Genomic DNA, 15,550 nt, shown 5'->3' with positions numbered 1-15,550 from the left:
GGGATGCGCGGGCCGCGGTGGCGGCGTGTGCCGGTCGCCGGACGCCGCGGACAGCGGGCCTGGCGCCGGGCGGACAGCGACATGGCGCCGATATCGCCTCGATTTCAGCGGCATTCCGGCTTGCGCCGCGCCGCATGGCGGCCGACGATGGGGCAAGCCATCCCTTCGCCCATGGACATCCAGCGGTTCGCCATCGCCGGCAGCGAATTCGATGCGGACGATCCCCGTCTGCAGGAGGCGCTCGCGCTGGCCTACGAGTCGCCGCAGCGGCCGCGGTGCCTGTGCTGTCCCGAAGGGGTGGAGATGTATGTCGCGCGCCACCGACAGTTCGTGCTCAAGCGCGTGCCGGGCTCGGGAGGGCGGCACCATCCCGGATGCCCGTCCTACGAGCCCGATGCGCACCAGTCCGGCCTCGGCGAGCTCCTGGGCGAGGCCGTCGTCGAGTCCAGCCCGGGATGCTTCGAACTGCGCGTGAGCTTCCCCTGGAGCCGCGTGGCGGGCCGCGCGGTGCCGCGCGGCGAGGCGCAGGATACCGCCGAGGTGGCCGTCGGGCGGCGGCGCATGACCCTGCGGGCGCTGATGCACTTCCTGTTCCAGAGCGCGGGCTTCAACCGCTGGTCGCCCGCCATGGAGGGCAAGCGCAACCAGGGCGTCCTGCACAAGTACCTGCTGGAGGCCTCCGAGAGCATCACCATCCGGGGCGTGGCGCTGGCCGAGCGGCTGTACGTGCCCGAGCCGTTCTCGGAGAGCGGGCGCGAGGAGGCCGCGCGGCGGCGCAGGGAGAAGCTGGCCGTGCTGCATCCACGCGAGGGGCAGAGCCCCCTCGCGCTCGTGCTCGGTGAATTCAAGGCGTGCGACGCGACGGCGCTCGGCCGCCGGCTCTGGATCAAGCATGCGCCGGATGCCCCCCTGCTGGTGGCGACCCGGACCTGGGAACGCATCGAGCGTGCGTTCGCCCCGTTGTTCGAGGCCTGCGACGCCGACACCGGCAGACGGGTCCACCTCGTCATCGCGGCGCTGATCCGGGCGCGGCGCGAGCACACCTACGAGGTCGACGCGGCGAGCCTGATGCTCACCAGCGAGCAGTGGATTCCCGTGGAGGGCGTGCACGAGCTGGGCCTGCTGCATGCCCTCGTCGCGCAGCGCCGGCGCTTCGTCAAGCCGCTGCGCTACGACGCCCGGACGGCGGCCGCCTTCCCCAATGCGCTGCTGCTGGACGCCGGCGGCCAGCCCCTGCCGCTGCACGTGGTCAGTGCCTTCATGCCGGCGAAGGACCGCGCGACGAAGGAGAAGATGGCGCAGGCCGCGGGTGCGTGGATCTGGCGCCTCGACGAGCCCATGCCCGCGTTGCCAGAGGCGCGTTTGGCGCCGCCGGGGGGCGGCATGCGGGCGCTGCGCGGGGCGGGGCCGTGAACGGAGGGCAGGCGGGCCGGACGGCCTGGGTCCATGGGCCTACTTGCGCGGGAGCATGCCGGAGACGATCAGCGTCAGCGCGGCGCGCAGGTCGCGCAGCCCGCGCGCCATGCTGGGATGCGGGTGGGAGCGCAGCCACAGGTCCAGCTCTCCGTAGAACACGGAGCGCACGACGCGCGTCGCGAGCATCGGGTCCACGGTGCTGGCGAGCTCGCCCGAACGGATCGCGGCCTCGAACAGGTTGCTGAGCTCCCGCTGCACGATCTCCTTGCGCCGGTCCACGCTCACGCTTTGCGGCGTCGGGCCGATGTCCGCGTTGCCGCGCTCATGCAGCTTCAGCAGGCCGATCGGGGCCTCGGTGCTGAAGAAGCGCAGGAAGGGCTCGTACCAGCGCAGCAGCCGGTCGATCAGCGGGCCGGGCTTCTTGACCGCCGCCGAGGATTCGGCGAGGACGTCGTCCATGTCCTCGTTGAACACGAGAAACAGCAGATCGCGCTTGTCCTGCGCGTAGAGGAAGACCGTCGCGTGCGAGACCTCCGCGAGCTGGGCGATCTCCCGCGTGGTCGCGCCGTCGAAGCCCTTCGAGATGAACACGCTGCGCGCCGCGGTCTTGATGCGATGCAGCTTGTCCTGCTTGTGGCGTTCGCGCAGCCCGGCGGGCTTGTGGGGCTGCGGCTTGACGCCCGGCGCCTTTGCGCCGCGACGCTGTGCCTTTGCCGGTGACCTGGAGGGAGCGGGATTGGAGGAAGCCATGTTCTGTGGTGGAGCCGGCCGGGTGGGGCCATGACTGGGGTGGGAAAACGGTCCAAGGGGCCTGGGCCGGCAAGGCCCGCCGGCCGCGGGCGGTGGCGACCCCTCTAGGCGATCGCCCGCTCGCGCGCGCGGTCCTCGCCGAAGAGGTCGAAGACCACGCCGCGCAGCCACTGGTTGACGGGGGAGCGGTGCACCTTCGCATGCCAGAAGGCATTGATCGAGATCTCGGGCAGGGCCACGGGATGCGGCCGGGACGTCAGGCCGAACGGCTCGGCGAGCCGGTCGGCGAGCTTGTCCGGCACGGTGGCGATCAGGTCGGTGCGCTGCAGGATGTGGCCGACGCTCACGAAATGGGGGATGGTCAGGCGCGTGGTGCGGTCGACGCCGGCCCGGCGGATCAGCTCGTCCACCGTGCCGTGGCCGGTCCCTGCCGAGACGATCACGAGGTGCTGGGCGGCCTTGATGTCGGCCAGCGACAGCCGCTTCCGGTCCAGTGCGTGGCCCTGGCGGAACAGGCAGACATAGTGCTGCCGGAACAGCCGCCGCTGGAAGAAGCCCGCCTTGAGCTGGGGCAGGAGACCGATGGCGAGATCCACCTTCCCGGACTCCATGTCGTCGCGCAGGTTGACGGCGGTGTTGCGTACCGTGTTCAGTGTGGCGCCCGGCGCTTCGCGGGTCAGGCGCTCCACCAGCGCGGGAAGGAAGACGATCTCGCCGATGTCGGTCATCCCGATCGTGACCGGACGGTTCAGCTTCGCCGGGTCGAAGTCATTCTGCTGGTTGATGCCGCTGTGGATCATCGCCAGGGCGTAGCCGACCGGCTCGGCCAACTGCTCGGCGAAGGGCGTGGGGACCATCCCGGAGGAAGTGCGCAGGAACAGTTCGTCCCCGAACAGCCGGCGCAGCTTGGCCAGGGAGTTGCTGACGGCGGGCTGGGTGAGGTTGAGGTTGTCCGCGACCTTGGAGACCCGCCGCTCCACCATGAGCTGGTGAAACAGCACCAGCTGGTTCAGGTCGATGTCAGAGAGCTCCAAGGGATGTCCTCTCCACCGGGGTCGTGATGGACGCGGGCCTGCGCGCGGGCCGCGCGGCGCAACCCGTCCCGGCCCGCGTTCCGGCAGCCCCATGCTTCGGGCCGCCACTGTTTCTGCTGCTCAAGATGCTGTCTCCGTTGTGGACCCCAGGGGCCCTTATCACATGAACTGACTAGGATTATAAATAACCATGCTCATGTAAAGGATGAATCGGGCTGGGCGGAAGTTTTTGCGGCGTGCGCATCGGGGCGCAGGGCAGGGCGGGGCCGGCGGGGCCGGACAACGCAGAGTGATGGCGCGCAAAGGGCCTGGATGCGCGCAGCGGCGCGGGCTGGCGCGGGACGGCGGGTGGCCTTGCATCGCCCTGCGGCGGGGAGAGCCGGTGCCGCGCAGGCGGGTTCCGGGGGCGGAAGCGGGGCAACATCATTCGGAGTGATGTTGCACATTCAAGCGATTCTATTGGCTGATCTGCTGCGGGAGTCAATCATGGCGTTTGTTCGGTGCATAACAAAAAGCCAGCCCCACGCAGCATGGAAGTCCTCGTTCAGCCCCTCAATCGTGTCGTCCAGGTCGAGCCTGGGGCGAACCTCCTCGACGCCTTGCGCGCACGGATAGGAAATTCAACCGCATGAGGCCAAGTATGGCACGAGTTTTGGGCCTCGAAACACGTTCGGCCAAGGAAGGTTGAGCGCTCGCTTGCCGCTCAATGGCAAGAGCTTGGGAGGCAGTATGCATTTGGGCCTGGCGCGCGCGCAGCTGCTTCCCCGCAGCGATGGATACCGCCGCTTCACTGGGTCACCAATTGACGCGCTGGTCTACCTCGTCGGGTTGAGCTGCCAGATCCCAATCCGGCTCGCCTTGCGCACCATCATCCACCGGCGCGTCGCAGCCCTCCCACAGCGGTGGCCCGCGTGCCGGGGTGATGTGCGGGGGGGCAGACTCCACCCCGATGTGGTTCAGGATGTGGCGGATTTCGGCGCTGTGGGTGATGAAGGCAATGATGCGCATCTGCCCACCGCACATGGGGCACAGCAGCGGAAATGCCTCGTAGATGCGGGCAATCAGCACCGCCCACAAGTAATGCGCCGCTCGCTTCGGGCGTGCTTCAGGTTCGGGTGTGGGTGTGGCCGCGTTGCCCGGCGCCGCCACCCCAGGTACGCCCGCGCCAGGTTGTGCAGTCTCCACCGTGGCTGGTTGCGACGCAGCAGGCTGAGCCAGCGCCGTTACCGCCGCTCTCAGCGGCGAGTTTGGTGCCAGCACACCAAAGTAGCGGTGCCGGTGGGTGCGTGGCGGTGGCACCAGCGCGGCGATGCGGTCGATCAGTTCCAGCGGTGTGAGGTGCAGCTCATCTGCCTTGGCACCACGCTTGTCACTGGTGGGCTCGCTGCGCTGTTTGGCACAGCGGTACACCAGTTTGCTTCCCTCTTTGCGTAGGCGCTCCATGGAAAACGGTGGACGCGCGCAATAGCGCAGCAGCCGCTCCAGCGCAGCGCGGTCGTGGGCTTCGATGCAGACACCGGCGTCCACCGAGAAGCCGCTGTGTTTGTAGCCCAGCATGTCTTTGGCGTCACAGTTCTCCAGCAGGCCCCGAGCAACGAAGGCGCGCAGGATGCGTTTTTGCAGTGTGGTCTGCACTGGGGCCACGGTAGCCGCATCGATGCCGGTGGCCGCGTGAAAGATGACACCCGGCGATGAGATTCGAGGGGTCGCATCAGCATCGCCCTCGCCCTCCACTTCCTCAAACACCCCGTCCACCACACAAACGTGGAAGTGGACGTGTTCATTGAGGCTGGAGCCGAATCGGTGAATGAAGGCGATGGCACCGATGTGCAGGCCTGCCTTGTCCATATGGGCCGCACCGGGGCTGTGGGTCTGCAGAGTTTGTGCGATCACCCGCAGAAAGATGCGCAGCACCATGCTCAGCACCGCTCCGTCGCGTTGCATGAAGTACCGCAACCTCTTGGGCACGGAGAGCACCCACTGGCGCACCGGCAGGCGGGGGAAAACGTGGTCGCTCAGGTGTGCCGCCGTCTCCACCATCCGCCGCGTGGTGCACGAGGGGCAGACTCCCCGGCCTTTGCAGGAGAAGGCTACAAAGTAGTCGTGCCCACAGTCGCCGCAGCGAGCGCGGGCAAAGCCATGGGCAAAGATGCCGCACTCAAGATACTTGGCAAACGCTTTGCGCACGAAGGGCTTGGGGGTGTGGTGGTCGCCCTGGCCGTCGAACTGACCCGCGCTGGCCAACTCTAGCCAGGTCTCGTAGTGCTCGGCTACCATTTGGTAGAGCAGCGTGCGTTCGGGGTGGCGTGGGTTGTAGAGCTTGGGCTTGGAAGTGGCTGACATGAATACTGTACAAATGCACAGTATTCTGCGGCGATTGTTTGGGTACGCAAAGCACAAGGCCCGAACCGTCGCCAGTTCGGGCCTTGTCAGGGTAGCTTGGCTGCGGACTTACTTGCGCGCAGGCGGCACATCCGTGCAGCTGCCATGCGCCACTTCCGCCGCCATGCCGATGCTCTCGCCCAGCGTCGGATGCGGGTGGATGGTCTTGCCGATGTCGACAGCGTCCGCACCCATCTCGATGGCCAGGGCGATCTCGCCGATCATGTCGCCCGCATGCGTGCCGACCATGCCGCCGCCCAGGATCTTGCCGTGGCCCCGGCCAGCATGGCCGTCTCCTGATCCTGCTTCGGGGCTGTCGTCGAACAGCAGCTTGGTGACGCCTTCGTCGCGGCCGTTGGCAATGGCGCGGCCCGAGGCCGCCCAGGGGAACAGGCCCTTCTTGACCTTGATGCCCTGCTGCTTGGCCTGGTCTTCGGTCAGGCCCACCCAGGCCACTTCGGGGTCGGTGTAGGCCACGCTGGGGATCACGCGGGCGTTGAAGGCGGCGCTGGCCAGTTCCTTGTTGCCCTGCAATTCGCCGGCGATCACTTCCGCCGCCACATGCGCCTCGTGCACCGCCTTGTGCGCCAGCATGGGCTGGCCCACGATGTCGCCGATGGCGAAGATGTGCGGCACATTGGTGCGCATCTGGATGTCCACGTTGGGGTCTCCTCGTTTTCAGTGCAATAAGTGACGGTACGAAAAGCTAGCACTGGCGCGGAGGTGGTGTTGGTAGATCGTTGATTTCATTGACTTTCCTGTTCACTTTCAAATCTGCGATTCGTGGCGTCAAACCGTGGTCGGTTTCATCCATTGGTGCCAGTTATCGATGCATTTGGCCGCGAAGGCAGGATTTGGTCAGCATAGCGGTCAACCGGGAAGCGAAACACACCCCGCAAGTTGATGCTCTCCAGCCTGGTGGGCGCAATCTTCCCGATCAGTTCCGGTGGAATGACCTGGCGGCGGTTCGACCAGCGATCCAGGACCGCCTGCATCTGTGAGGTATTCCACGCCATCACGATGTTGGCCATCAGGCTCAACGCATCGGCCACAGCCTGCATTTCATCGACACGTTTGGCCTGCGCCGGGCTGATCCGGCCGGTATAAATGGCGCGCTTGAGGGCGTTAACAGCCTCGCCCCGATTGAGCACCCGGCGCAACTCGTTCCTGAAAGCGTCCTTGACAAAGTAGTCAGCCAAAAACGCCGTACGCAGCAACCGCCCCAATTGCACGCCAGCCTCATAGATTGGATCGCCCTGGGCGGCAGAACCGAACCGCGCAAGAGCTGCCACCGCACTGGCATGTCCGCTCATGACCGAGGCTGCCAGGTGCACCAGACTATCCCAATGCTTTTCGATCAAAGCGACGTCGACATTGGCTTCGCACACCGCAGCGATTTCTGCGGGCACTTTGGTGCCGCGTGGCACAAAGAGGTGGCGCTGTTTGAGTTCCTTCAACCGCGGGCAAAGATCAAAACCAAGCAAACGGGCATGTGACATGGCAAAGTCGGTGTAGCCATGGGTATCCACAGCAAGCTGGCTGGTCTCCAGCTTTTCTTGGCGGATGACACCTTCAATGGCCACGCCCGCCTGGCGCTCATTGAGCACAAAGGGCTGCGCATGGAAGATGCCCCACCGGTCTTTTACATGGGAGTAGATTCCAATGGAAGGTGTGTTGCGCCGAGGATCAAGCCGGGCTTGCCACACCCGTTTGGTGGTCTCCATGCTCATCATGTCAGAAGATGCCAAATCGGACCGCCCCCAGGTGGCGGCAATCGGGTGTCGCTGCATGAATTCCAGCACAGCCTGGCAGGCCTGGCTCAGACGCCGTTCGTCCCGCGCCCAGCGCATGGCCTGGCGAATGCTGGTGGCAGACAATTGCGGAATCATGCGCGCGCATTCGACCGCAGTCAGACTGGTGCCGTGGGCCATGATGCCGGCATAGACCATCAGCAGCTCGTCGGTAGAGCGCGGCTCACGTCCGAGCATGATCCAGCTAAAGCGCACCTGGGCGTCAACGGCCAGAATCACTTCCGGCAATTGAACCTCACCGATGCGGTGATCCAAAGCCGCGCGCAGCTTGGTCACTTCTGGGTCTTCGTCCTCTGCGGGCAATGGCGACAAATGGAGTTCATCATCCACGCGCAGTACGCCACTGCGGGCTGCAGCGGCCACCGCATCGACACCGGCAGTTACTCTGGCCAGCAAAGGCTTCAAGAAAGTGGCAGCCTTGCTGGGTAACGATAGACGGGCATAGTGTTTCTTGGACTCTGCCTGCCAACGCTCGTCCGTGAAGAACAAGCGCGCACGACCCCGAAAGCTCAGGCTGTGCTCAATCCAGACCGAGCCATTGCGCACCGCGCGGCGCAGGGCAAACAGGGTGGCCACCTCCAACGCCTGAAACGCCCGTTCCCGGTCTGGGCTGGAGATCGAAACCTGCCAGATCATTCCCAGACTTGGTGCCACCACTTCAACTGGCAGCTTTCTGGATCCTTTGAGATATAAAGCTTGCAGCTTGGCAAGGTACTCGATGGCAGGATGCTCGCCGGTGGCCTGCCAGGGCAGCTTTGCAATGGCGACGAGCAACGACCGCACGGGGCGAATTCCATCAATCAATCCCTCGCGGACCAGGGAGGCCCTGCTCGGTGGTTTGCGTTTCTGGGTTTCGGTGATCAAGGCTTCAAGACGGGCACGCAACTCAGCATCTGGCACCGCACCTTGCGCGCTCAAGGCAACAAGTTCGCCGAGCAGCGTTTTGTACATTGCGGCCCAATTGACGGTAGCGGGGACATCGGCGGCAGCCTGACGCCACAGATCGGCGATCCGGCGCTGACTTGCCGCGAACTGGCTCTGCGCCCGGTACACGCCGAGCGCCGCAAATCACTCTCCTGAACGCCAAACCCTGGTGGTGAACCTGACACCTGGGCGGGAAAATCGAGTGTCTCAGCCGGCTTGATGGCGCTTCCGCGGTGCGATACTTGGCCTCATGCGGTTAAAACGCCTATCCGTGGGGCTGTAGCTGGGCAGGTAAAACAACTCAATGTCCTCTTTGTGCAATGCCGCCCACTCTTTGACCGGCTTGCTGTGGTGCACCCTCAGGTTGTCAAGAATCAGGAAGATCTTCTTGCCCTGCGCGTCCTTGATCAAGGCCTGCATAAACTCGATCAGCTTGTCGGCATTGAACGCCTCATCAATGATCATCCAGCGCGTCTTACCCTGGTTCGTGACGGTGGCAATCATCGAAAGCTTTTGCCGTGTTCCACCCACTGCCCGCGTCACCGGTGTTTGACCGGTGGGCGCGTAACTTCTGCCACGCACATCCGTGTTGACCAGGGCTGTTTCATCGCCCCAATGGATCTCTGCGCCTTCACGCTTGGCCCTGGCTTCAATGGCAGGGTATTCATCTTCGAGCCACGCCTTGACGGCCTCAGGTCGCTGTTCGTAAGCTTTCTTGATCGGCTTTTGCGGCGTAAAACCCCAACGTGCCAGATAGTCGCCCACTGAACGCACAGATAGTTTCAGCCCCAGGTCGCGTTCGATGAGTTCGCTGCGTATTCCACGCCATCGCGGGCACCGTTCCACGCTGATGGCGGGCAGCGTTCCACGTGATCGCGGGCAGCAGTCCAGACGATCACGGGCAGCGTTCCATTTGATCGCGGGCACGATTCCATTCTGATGGCGGGCAGCCGCCGCGGCCCCGGGGTGACCTATCGCAACCGGGCATAGCCTCGCGCGCTTTGTGTTGAACGAAGCGAGAGCGAGGCGATGCCCACACCGAAGGTACCCATGAGCAAGATCAGAAGAGTTCTCCAACTGCTGCACGAGGCCGGGTTGAGCCAGCGCGAGGCGGCCCGCGCCGCTGGCGTAGGCAAGACCTGTGTGAGCGACATCGCCAGCCGCGCGCGGGCCGCCGGGCTGTCCTGGGCGCAGGCCCGCGAGTTGGACGACGATGCCCTGCAGGCGCGGCTGCACCCCGCGCCCGTGGCCCGCAGCGCCCGCCACCTGGAGCCCGATTGGTCCGAGCTGCACCAGCAGCTCAAGCGCCCCGGCGTGACGCTGCAGCTGCTGTGGGAGGAGTACCAGCTCGCCCACGACGGTCGGGCGTACAAGTACAGCGCCTTCTGCGAGAAGTACGCGCGCTTTGCACGAGGCCTCAAGCGCTCCATGCGCCAGGTGCACAAGGCCGGCGAGCGGCTGTTCGTGGACTACGCTGGCCAGACGGTGGAGCTGGTGGACATGTTCAGCGGGGAGATCACGCGCGCGCAGATCTTCGTGGCCGTGCTGGGCGCCTCCAACCTCACCTATGCCTGCGCCACGCGCACCCAGCAGGCCGAGGACTGGGTGCGCTCGATCATCGCGGCCCTGCAGTTCATCGGCGGCGTGCCGCGCCTGCTGGTGCCTGACCAGCCGCGCGCGACGGATAGGAAATTCAACCGCATGAGGCCAAGTATGGCACGAGTTTTGGGCCTCGAAACACGTTCGGCCAAGGAAGGTTGAGCGCTCGCTTGCCGCTCAATGGCAAGAGCTTGGGAGGCAGTATGCATTTGGGCCTGGCGCGCGCGCAGCTGCTTCCCCGCAGCGATGGATACCGCCGCTTCACTGGGTCACCAATTGACGCGCTGGTCTACCTCGTCGGGTTGAGCTGCCAGATCCCAATCCGGCTCGCCTTGCGCACCATCATCCACCGGCGCGTCGCAGCCCTCCCACAGCGGTGGCCCGCGTGCCGGGGTGATGTGCGGGGGGGCAGACTCCACCCCGATGTGGTTCAGGATGTGGCGGATTTCGGCGCTGTGGGTGATGAAGGCAATGATGCGCATCTGCCCACCGCACATGGGGCACAGCAGCGGAAATGCCTCGTAGATGCGGGCAATCAGCACCGCCCACAAGTAATGCGCCGCTCGCTTCGGGCGTGCTTCAGGTTCGGGTGTGGGTGTGGCCGCGTTGCCCGGCGCCGCCACCCCAGGTACGCCCGCGCCAGGTTGTGCAGTCTCCACCGTGGCTGGTTGCGACGCAGCAGGCTGAGCCAGCGCCGTTACCGCCGCTCTCAGCGGCGAGTTTGGTGCCAGCACACCAAAGTAGCGGTGCCGGTGGGTGCGTGGCGGTGGCACCAGCGCGGCGATGCGGTCGATCAGTTCCAGCGGTGTGAGGTGCAGCTCATCTGCCTTGGCACCACGCTTGTCACTGGTGGGCTCGCTGCGCTGTTTGGCACAGCGGTACACCAGTTTGCTTCCCTCTTTGCGTAGGCGCTCCATGGAAAACGGTGGACGCGCGCAATAGCGCAGCAGCCGCTCCAGCGCAGCGCGGTCGTGGGCTTCGATGCAGACACCGGCGTCCACCGAGAAGCCGCTGTGTTTGTAGCCCAGCATGTCTTTGGCGTCACAGTTCTCCAGCAGGCCCCGAGCAACGAAGGCGCGCAGGATGCGTTTTTGCAGTGTGGTCTGCACTGGGGCCACGGTAGCCGCATCGATGCCGGTGGCCGCGTGAAAGATGACACCCGGCGATGAGATTCGAGGGGTCGCATCAGCATCGCCCTCGCCCTCCACTTCCTCAAACACCCCGTCCACCACACAAACGTGGAAGTGGACGTGTTCATTGAGGCTGGAGCCGAATCGGTGAATGAAGGCGATGGCACCGATGTGCAGGCCTGCCTTGTCCATATGGGCCGCACCGGGGCTGTGGGTCTGCAGAGTTTGTGCGATCACCCGCAGAAAGATGCGCAGCACCATGCTCAGCACCGCTCCGTCGCGTTGCATGAAGTACCGCAACCTCTTGGGCACGGAGAGCACCCACTGGCGCACCGGCAGGCGGGGGAAAACGTGGTCGCTCAGGTGTGCCGCCGTCTCCACCATCCGCCGCGTGGTGCACGAGGGGCAGACTCCCCGGCCTTTGCAGGAGAAGGCTACAAAGTAGTCGTGCCCACAGTCGCCGCAGCGAGCGCGGGCAAAGCCATGGGCAAAGATGCCGCACTCAAGATACTTGGCAAACGCTTTGCGCACGAAGGGCTTGGGGGTGTGGTGGTCGCCCTGGCCGTCGAACTGACCCGCGCTGGCCAACTCTAGCCAGGTCTCGTAGTGCTCGGCTACCATTTGGTAGAGCAGCGTGCGTTCGGGGTGGCGTGGGTTGTAGAGCTTGGGCTTGGAAGTGGCTGACATGAATACTGTACAAATGCACAGTATTCTGCGGCGATTGTTTGGGTACGCAAAGCACAAGGCCCGAACCGTCGCCAGTTCGGGCCTTGTCAGGGTAGCTTGGCTGCGGACTTACTTGCGCGCAGGCGGCACATCCGTGCAGCTGCCATGCGCCACTTCCGCCGCCATGCCGATGCTCTCGCCCAGCGTCGGATGCGGGTGGATGGTCTTGCCGATGTCGACAGCGTCCGCACCCATCTCGATGGCCAGGGCGATCTCGCCGATCATGTCGCCCGCATGCGTGCCGACCATGCCGCCGCCCAGGATCTTGCCGTGGCCCCGGCCAGCATGGCCGTCTCCTGATCCTGCTTCGGGGCTGTCGTCGAACAGCAGCTTGGTGACGCCTTCGTCGCGGCCGTTGGCAATGGCGCGGCCCGAGGCCGCCCAGGGGAACAGGCCCTTCTTGACCTTGATGCCCTGCTGCTTGGCCTGGTCTTCGGTCAGGCCCACCCAGGCCACTTCGGGGTCGGTGTAGGCCACGCTGGGGATCACGCGGGCGTTGAAGGCGGCGCTGGCCAGTTCCTTGTTGCCCTGCAATTCGCCGGCGATCACTTCCGCCGCCACATGCGCCTCGTGCACCGCCTTGTGCGCCAGCATGGGCTGGCCCACGATGTCGCCGATGGCGAAGATGTGCGGCACATTGGTGCGCATCTGGATGTCCACGTTGGGGTCTCCTCGTTTTCAGTGCAATAAGTGACGGTACGAAAAGCTAGCACTGGCGCGGAGGTGGTGTTGGTAGATCGTTGATTTCATTGACTTTCCTGTTCACTTTCAAATCTGCGATTCGTGGCGTCAAACCGTGGTCGGTTTCATCCATTGGTGCCAGTTATCGATGCATTTGGCCGCGAAGGCAGGATTTGGTCAGCATAGCGGTCAACCGGGAAGCGAAACACACCCCGCAAGTTGATGCTCTCCAGCCTGGTGGGCGCAATCTTCCCGATCAGTTCCGGTGGAATGACCTGGCGGCGGTTCGACCAGCGATCCAGGACCGCCTGCATCTGTGAGGTATTCCACGCCATCACGATGTTGGCCATCAGGCTCAACGCATCGGCCACAGCCTGCATTTCATCGACACGTTTGGCCTGCGCCGGGCTGATCCGGCCGGTATAAATGGCGCGCTTGAGGGCGTTAACAGCCTCGCCCCGATTGAGCACCCGGCGCAACTCGTTCCTGAAAGCGTCCTTGACAAAGTAGTCAGCCAAAAACGCCGTACGCAGCAACCGCCCCAATTGCACGCCAGCCTCATAGATTGGATCGCCCTGGGCGGCAGAACCGAACCGCGCAAGAGCTGCCACCGCACTGGCATGTCCGCTCATGACCGAGGCTGCCAGGTGCACCAGACTATCCCAATGCTTTTCGATCAAAGCGACGTCGACATTGGCTTCGCACACCGCAGCGATTTCTGCGGGCACTTTGGTGCCGCGTGGCACAAAGAGGTGGCGCTGTTTGAGTTCCTTCAACCGCGGGCAAAGATCAAAACCAAGCAAACGGGCATGTGACATGGCAAAGTCGGTGTAGCCATGGGTATCCACAGCAAGCTGGCTGGTCTCCAGCTTTTCTTGGCGGATGACACCTTCAATGGCCACGCCCGCCTGGCGCTCATTGAGCACAAAGGGCTGCGCATGGAAGATGCCCCACCGGTCTTTTACATGGGAGTAGATTCCAATGGAAGGTGTGTTGCGCCGAGGATCAAGCCGGGCTTGCCACACCCGTTTGGTGGTCTCCATGCTCATCATGTCAGAAGATGCCAAATCGGACCGCCCCCAGGTGGCGGCAATCGGGTGTCGCTGCATGAATTCCAGCACAGCCTGGCAGGCCTGGCTCAGACGCCGTTCGTCCCGCGCCCAGCGCATGGCCTGGCGAATGCTGGTGGCAGACAATTGCGGAATCATGCGCGCGCATTCGACCGCAGTCAGACTGGTGCCGTGGGCCATGATGCCGGCATAGACCATCAGCAGCTCGTCGGTAGAGCGCGGCTCACGTCCGAGCATGATCCAGCTAAAGCGCACCTGGGCGTCAACGGCCAGAATCACTTCCGGCAATTGAACCTCACCGATGCGGTGATCCAAAGCCGCGCGCAGCTTGGTCACTTCTGGGTCTTCGTCCTCTGCGGGCAATGGCGACAAATGGAGTTCATCATCCACGCGCAGTACGCCACTGCGGGCTGCAGCGGCCACCGCATCGACACCGGCAGTTACTCTGGCCAGCAAAGGCTTCAAGAAAGTGGCAGCCTTGCTGGGTAACGATAGACGGGCATCGTGTTTCTTGGACTCTGCCTGCCAACGCTCGTCCGTGAAGAACAAGCGCGCACGACCCCGAAAGCTCAGGCTGTGCTCAATCCAGACCGAGCCATTGCGCACCGCGCGGCGCAGGGCAAACAGGGTGGCCACCTCCAACGCCTGAAACGCCCGTTCCCGGTCTGGGCTGGAGATCGAAACCTGCCAGATCATTCCCAGACTTGGTGCCACCACTTCAACTGGCAGCTTTCTGGATCCTTTGAGATATAAAGCTTGCAGCTTGGCAAGGTACTCGATGGCAGGATGCTCGCCGGTGGCCTGCCAGGGCAGCTTTGCAATGGCGACGAGCAACGACCGCACGGGGCGAATTCCATCAATCAATCCCTCGCGGACCAGGGAGGCCCTGCTCGGTGGTTTGCGTTTCTGGGTTTCGGTGATCAAGGCTTCAAGACGGGCACGCAACTCAGCATCTGGCACCGCACCTTGCGCGCTCAAGGCAACAAGTTCGCCGAGCAGCGTTTTGTACATTGCGGCCCAATTGACGGTAGCGGGGACATCGGCGGCAGCCTGACGCCACAGATCGGCGATCCGGCGCTGCACCATAAGGATCAACTGGTCTGTGGTGGTGAACAGGCAATACCGAAGAAAGCATGCGACCTCCACGGTGCGCGCTGGCTCTTTGATCTTGGCTCCGGCTGAGGGCGGCCTGGAGACAAGTCGGCGCGCGTAGCGGCGCAAGATGAGATCGGGGATGTCTGCCAGGTGCTTATGAACGTCCAGCGTGTAAAGCAGGTCGATGCGCTCCAGTACCTCGCTGATTTGGCGGGTTGAGTGTTTCGCCGGTGCAGCCCATAGCCAACTCTGCTGGGTTTGTCCATCTGGGCGCAGCTCTGAAACTGAGGCTCGCCAGCGATCAAGTGTTGCTGGATCAACGCTGGCGGCGATGGCGGTGCCTGTTTCAACTTCAAGCTGGGCAAGTGCCGCCGCAATCAGTGTCCGAATTGCCCGCTCGTGCACGATCACCAGCTTGTTCTTGTACAGCCATTGACGCGCCCGCACGAGTAGCTGATCGCGGTCGGCGCAGCGCGCCACTTCGTCGCGCAGTTCACGTACCAGTGAGCGGCGCTGGTGCTCGCTCATCCACTGGAATCCAAGGACCGTGCAGGCTACTTGTTGGTGATCGAATAGCGTGCGCCCGCGTTCATACATGGCTCTCAGCGAGGCGACTTCTGGTGCTGCAATGCCAAGCTCGTTGCCAAGGTGGCGCCACAAGGCTACTGGAATTACCCGAAAGGCACCGAGCAAACGCCCACTCATGCGCAGGAAACCAATATGGAGCGCCAGACCAAGCTTGTGGGAATGGCCGGCGTCAACTACCTTGACCGCTCGACGACAACTATCTTGGCCGGTCGGGAGCGGGAGTTGTTGTCGTTGATGTGGTGGTCGGCTGTTCTGGTTCTGTGGTTCCTTTCTCATCGTCAAGCGGTGGGCAAGTCACGGACCCCGCAGGGGCTGTCCACAGGCTTGCCTGTGGGCAGGTGACT

At 64.0% G+C, this 15,550-nt stretch carries 8 protein-coding genes and 4 pseudogenes; 3 read left to right on the top strand and 9 right to left on the bottom strand.

Annotation, left to right across the window (positions count from 1 at the left end):
- Positions 1–171: 171 nt before the first annotated feature.
- A complete protein-coding gene (locus tag J2X09_RS03600; RefSeq protein WP_204731950.1) occupies positions 172–1,413 on the top strand; it encodes a DUF1173 family protein in 1,242 nt (413 codons plus the stop codon).
- Between the two features lie 39 nt (positions 1,414–1,452).
- On the opposite strand, the gene J2X09_RS03595 is transcribed toward J2X09_RS03600, so the two are convergent.
- From J2X09_RS03595 to J2X09_RS03570, 6 genes and pseudogenes are all read right to left on the bottom strand, one after another.
- Complete coding sequence (locus J2X09_RS03595; protein ID WP_059400305.1) at positions 1,453–2,166, bottom strand: TetR/AcrR family transcriptional regulator; 714 nt, start codon at positions 2,164–2,166, stop codon at positions 1,453–1,455.
- Positions 2,167–2,270: 104 nt separating this feature from the next.
- Positions 2,271–3,200 (bottom strand): LysR family transcriptional regulator, encoded by a 930-nt coding sequence (locus J2X09_RS03590; RefSeq protein WP_059400306.1) that lies wholly within the window; start codon positions 3,198–3,200, stop codon positions 2,271–2,273.
- Between the two features lie 795 nt (positions 3,201–3,995).
- Positions 3,996–5,543, bottom strand: coding sequence for an IS91-like element ISCR8/ISPps1 family transposase (locus J2X09_RS03585; RefSeq protein ID WP_011117152.1), 1,548 nt, complete (start codon positions 5,541–5,543; stop codon positions 3,996–3,998).
- A gap of 108 nt (positions 5,544–5,651) precedes the next feature.
- A pseudogene (locus tag J2X09_RS03580) lies at positions 5,652–6,257 on the bottom strand (oxidoreductase dimerization domain-containing protein); the annotation flags it as partial.
- 131 nt (positions 6,258–6,388) lie between these two features.
- Positions 6,389–8,446: a Tn3 family transposase gene (locus J2X09_RS03575; RefSeq protein WP_310307407.1), complete on the bottom strand. Its 2,058-nt coding sequence runs from the start codon at positions 8,444–8,446 to the stop codon at positions 6,389–6,391.
- Positions 8,447–8,590: 144 nt separating this feature from the next.
- Positions 8,591–9,127: pseudogene (locus tag J2X09_RS03570) on the bottom strand (IS630 family transposase); the annotation flags it as partial.
- Between the two features lie 240 nt (positions 9,128–9,367).
- Between J2X09_RS03570 and J2X09_RS03565 the strand changes: the two are divergent.
- Entirely contained in the window at positions 9,368–10,078 is a 711-nt protein-coding gene (locus tag J2X09_RS03565; protein WP_204731833.1) for a transposase, read from the top strand.
- A 107-nt stretch (positions 10,079–10,185) separates the two neighbouring features.
- Here J2X09_RS03565 and J2X09_RS03560 read toward each other — a convergent pair whose 3' ends face one another.
- The 3 genes and pseudogenes from J2X09_RS03560 to J2X09_RS03550 form a co-directional block, all read right to left on the bottom strand.
- Positions 10,186–11,733 (bottom strand): IS91-like element ISCR8/ISPps1 family transposase, encoded by a 1,548-nt coding sequence (locus J2X09_RS03560; protein ID WP_011117152.1) that lies wholly within the window; start codon positions 11,731–11,733, stop codon positions 10,186–10,188.
- 108 nt (positions 11,734–11,841) lie between these two features.
- A pseudogene (locus J2X09_RS03555) lies at positions 11,842–12,447 on the bottom strand (oxidoreductase dimerization domain-containing protein); the annotation flags it as partial.
- A gap of 131 nt (positions 12,448–12,578) precedes the next feature.
- Positions 12,579–15,371, bottom strand: a pseudogene (locus J2X09_RS03550) (Tn3-like element IS1071 family transposase); the annotation flags it as partial.
- Between J2X09_RS03550 and J2X09_RS03545 the strand changes: the two are divergent.
- Positions 15,339–15,548, top strand: coding sequence for a hypothetical protein (locus J2X09_RS03545; RefSeq protein WP_204731961.1), 210 nt, complete (start codon positions 15,339–15,341; stop codon positions 15,546–15,548). The pseudogene J2X09_RS03550 and the gene J2X09_RS03545 overlap by 33 nt on opposite strands.
- Positions 15,549–15,550: the final 2 nt, after the last annotated feature.

Origin of the sequence: Hydrogenophaga laconesensis (assembly GCF_031457235.1) — a bacterium.
Taxonomy (GTDB): domain Bacteria; phylum Pseudomonadota; class Gammaproteobacteria; order Burkholderiales; family Burkholderiaceae_C; genus Hydrogenophaga; species Hydrogenophaga laconesensis.
This window is presented reverse-complemented; position numbering and strand designations above follow the sequence as displayed.

What these genes read in the sequence shown, in the direction of transcription:
- J2X09_RS03600 (WP_204731950.1), top strand. Translation starts at nt 172, where the DNA reads ATGGACATCCAGCGGTTCGCCATCGCCGGCAGCGAATTCGATGCGGAC.
- J2X09_RS03595 (WP_059400305.1), bottom strand. Translation starts at nt 2,166, where the DNA reads ATGGCTTCCTCCAATCCCGCTCCCTCCAGGTCACCGGCAAAGGCACAG.
- J2X09_RS03585 (WP_011117152.1), bottom strand. Translation starts at nt 5,543, where the DNA reads ATGTCAGCCACTTCCAAGCCCAAGCTCTACAACCCACGCCACCCCGAA.
- J2X09_RS03565 (WP_204731833.1), top strand. Translation starts at nt 9,368, where the DNA reads ATGAGCAAGATCAGAAGAGTTCTCCAACTGCTGCACGAGGCCGGGTTG.
- J2X09_RS03560 (WP_011117152.1), bottom strand. Translation starts at nt 11,733, where the DNA reads ATGTCAGCCACTTCCAAGCCCAAGCTCTACAACCCACGCCACCCCGAA.
- J2X09_RS03545 (WP_204731961.1), top strand. Translation starts at nt 15,339, where the DNA reads ATGGAGCGCCAGACCAAGCTTGTGGGAATGGCCGGCGTCAACTACCTT.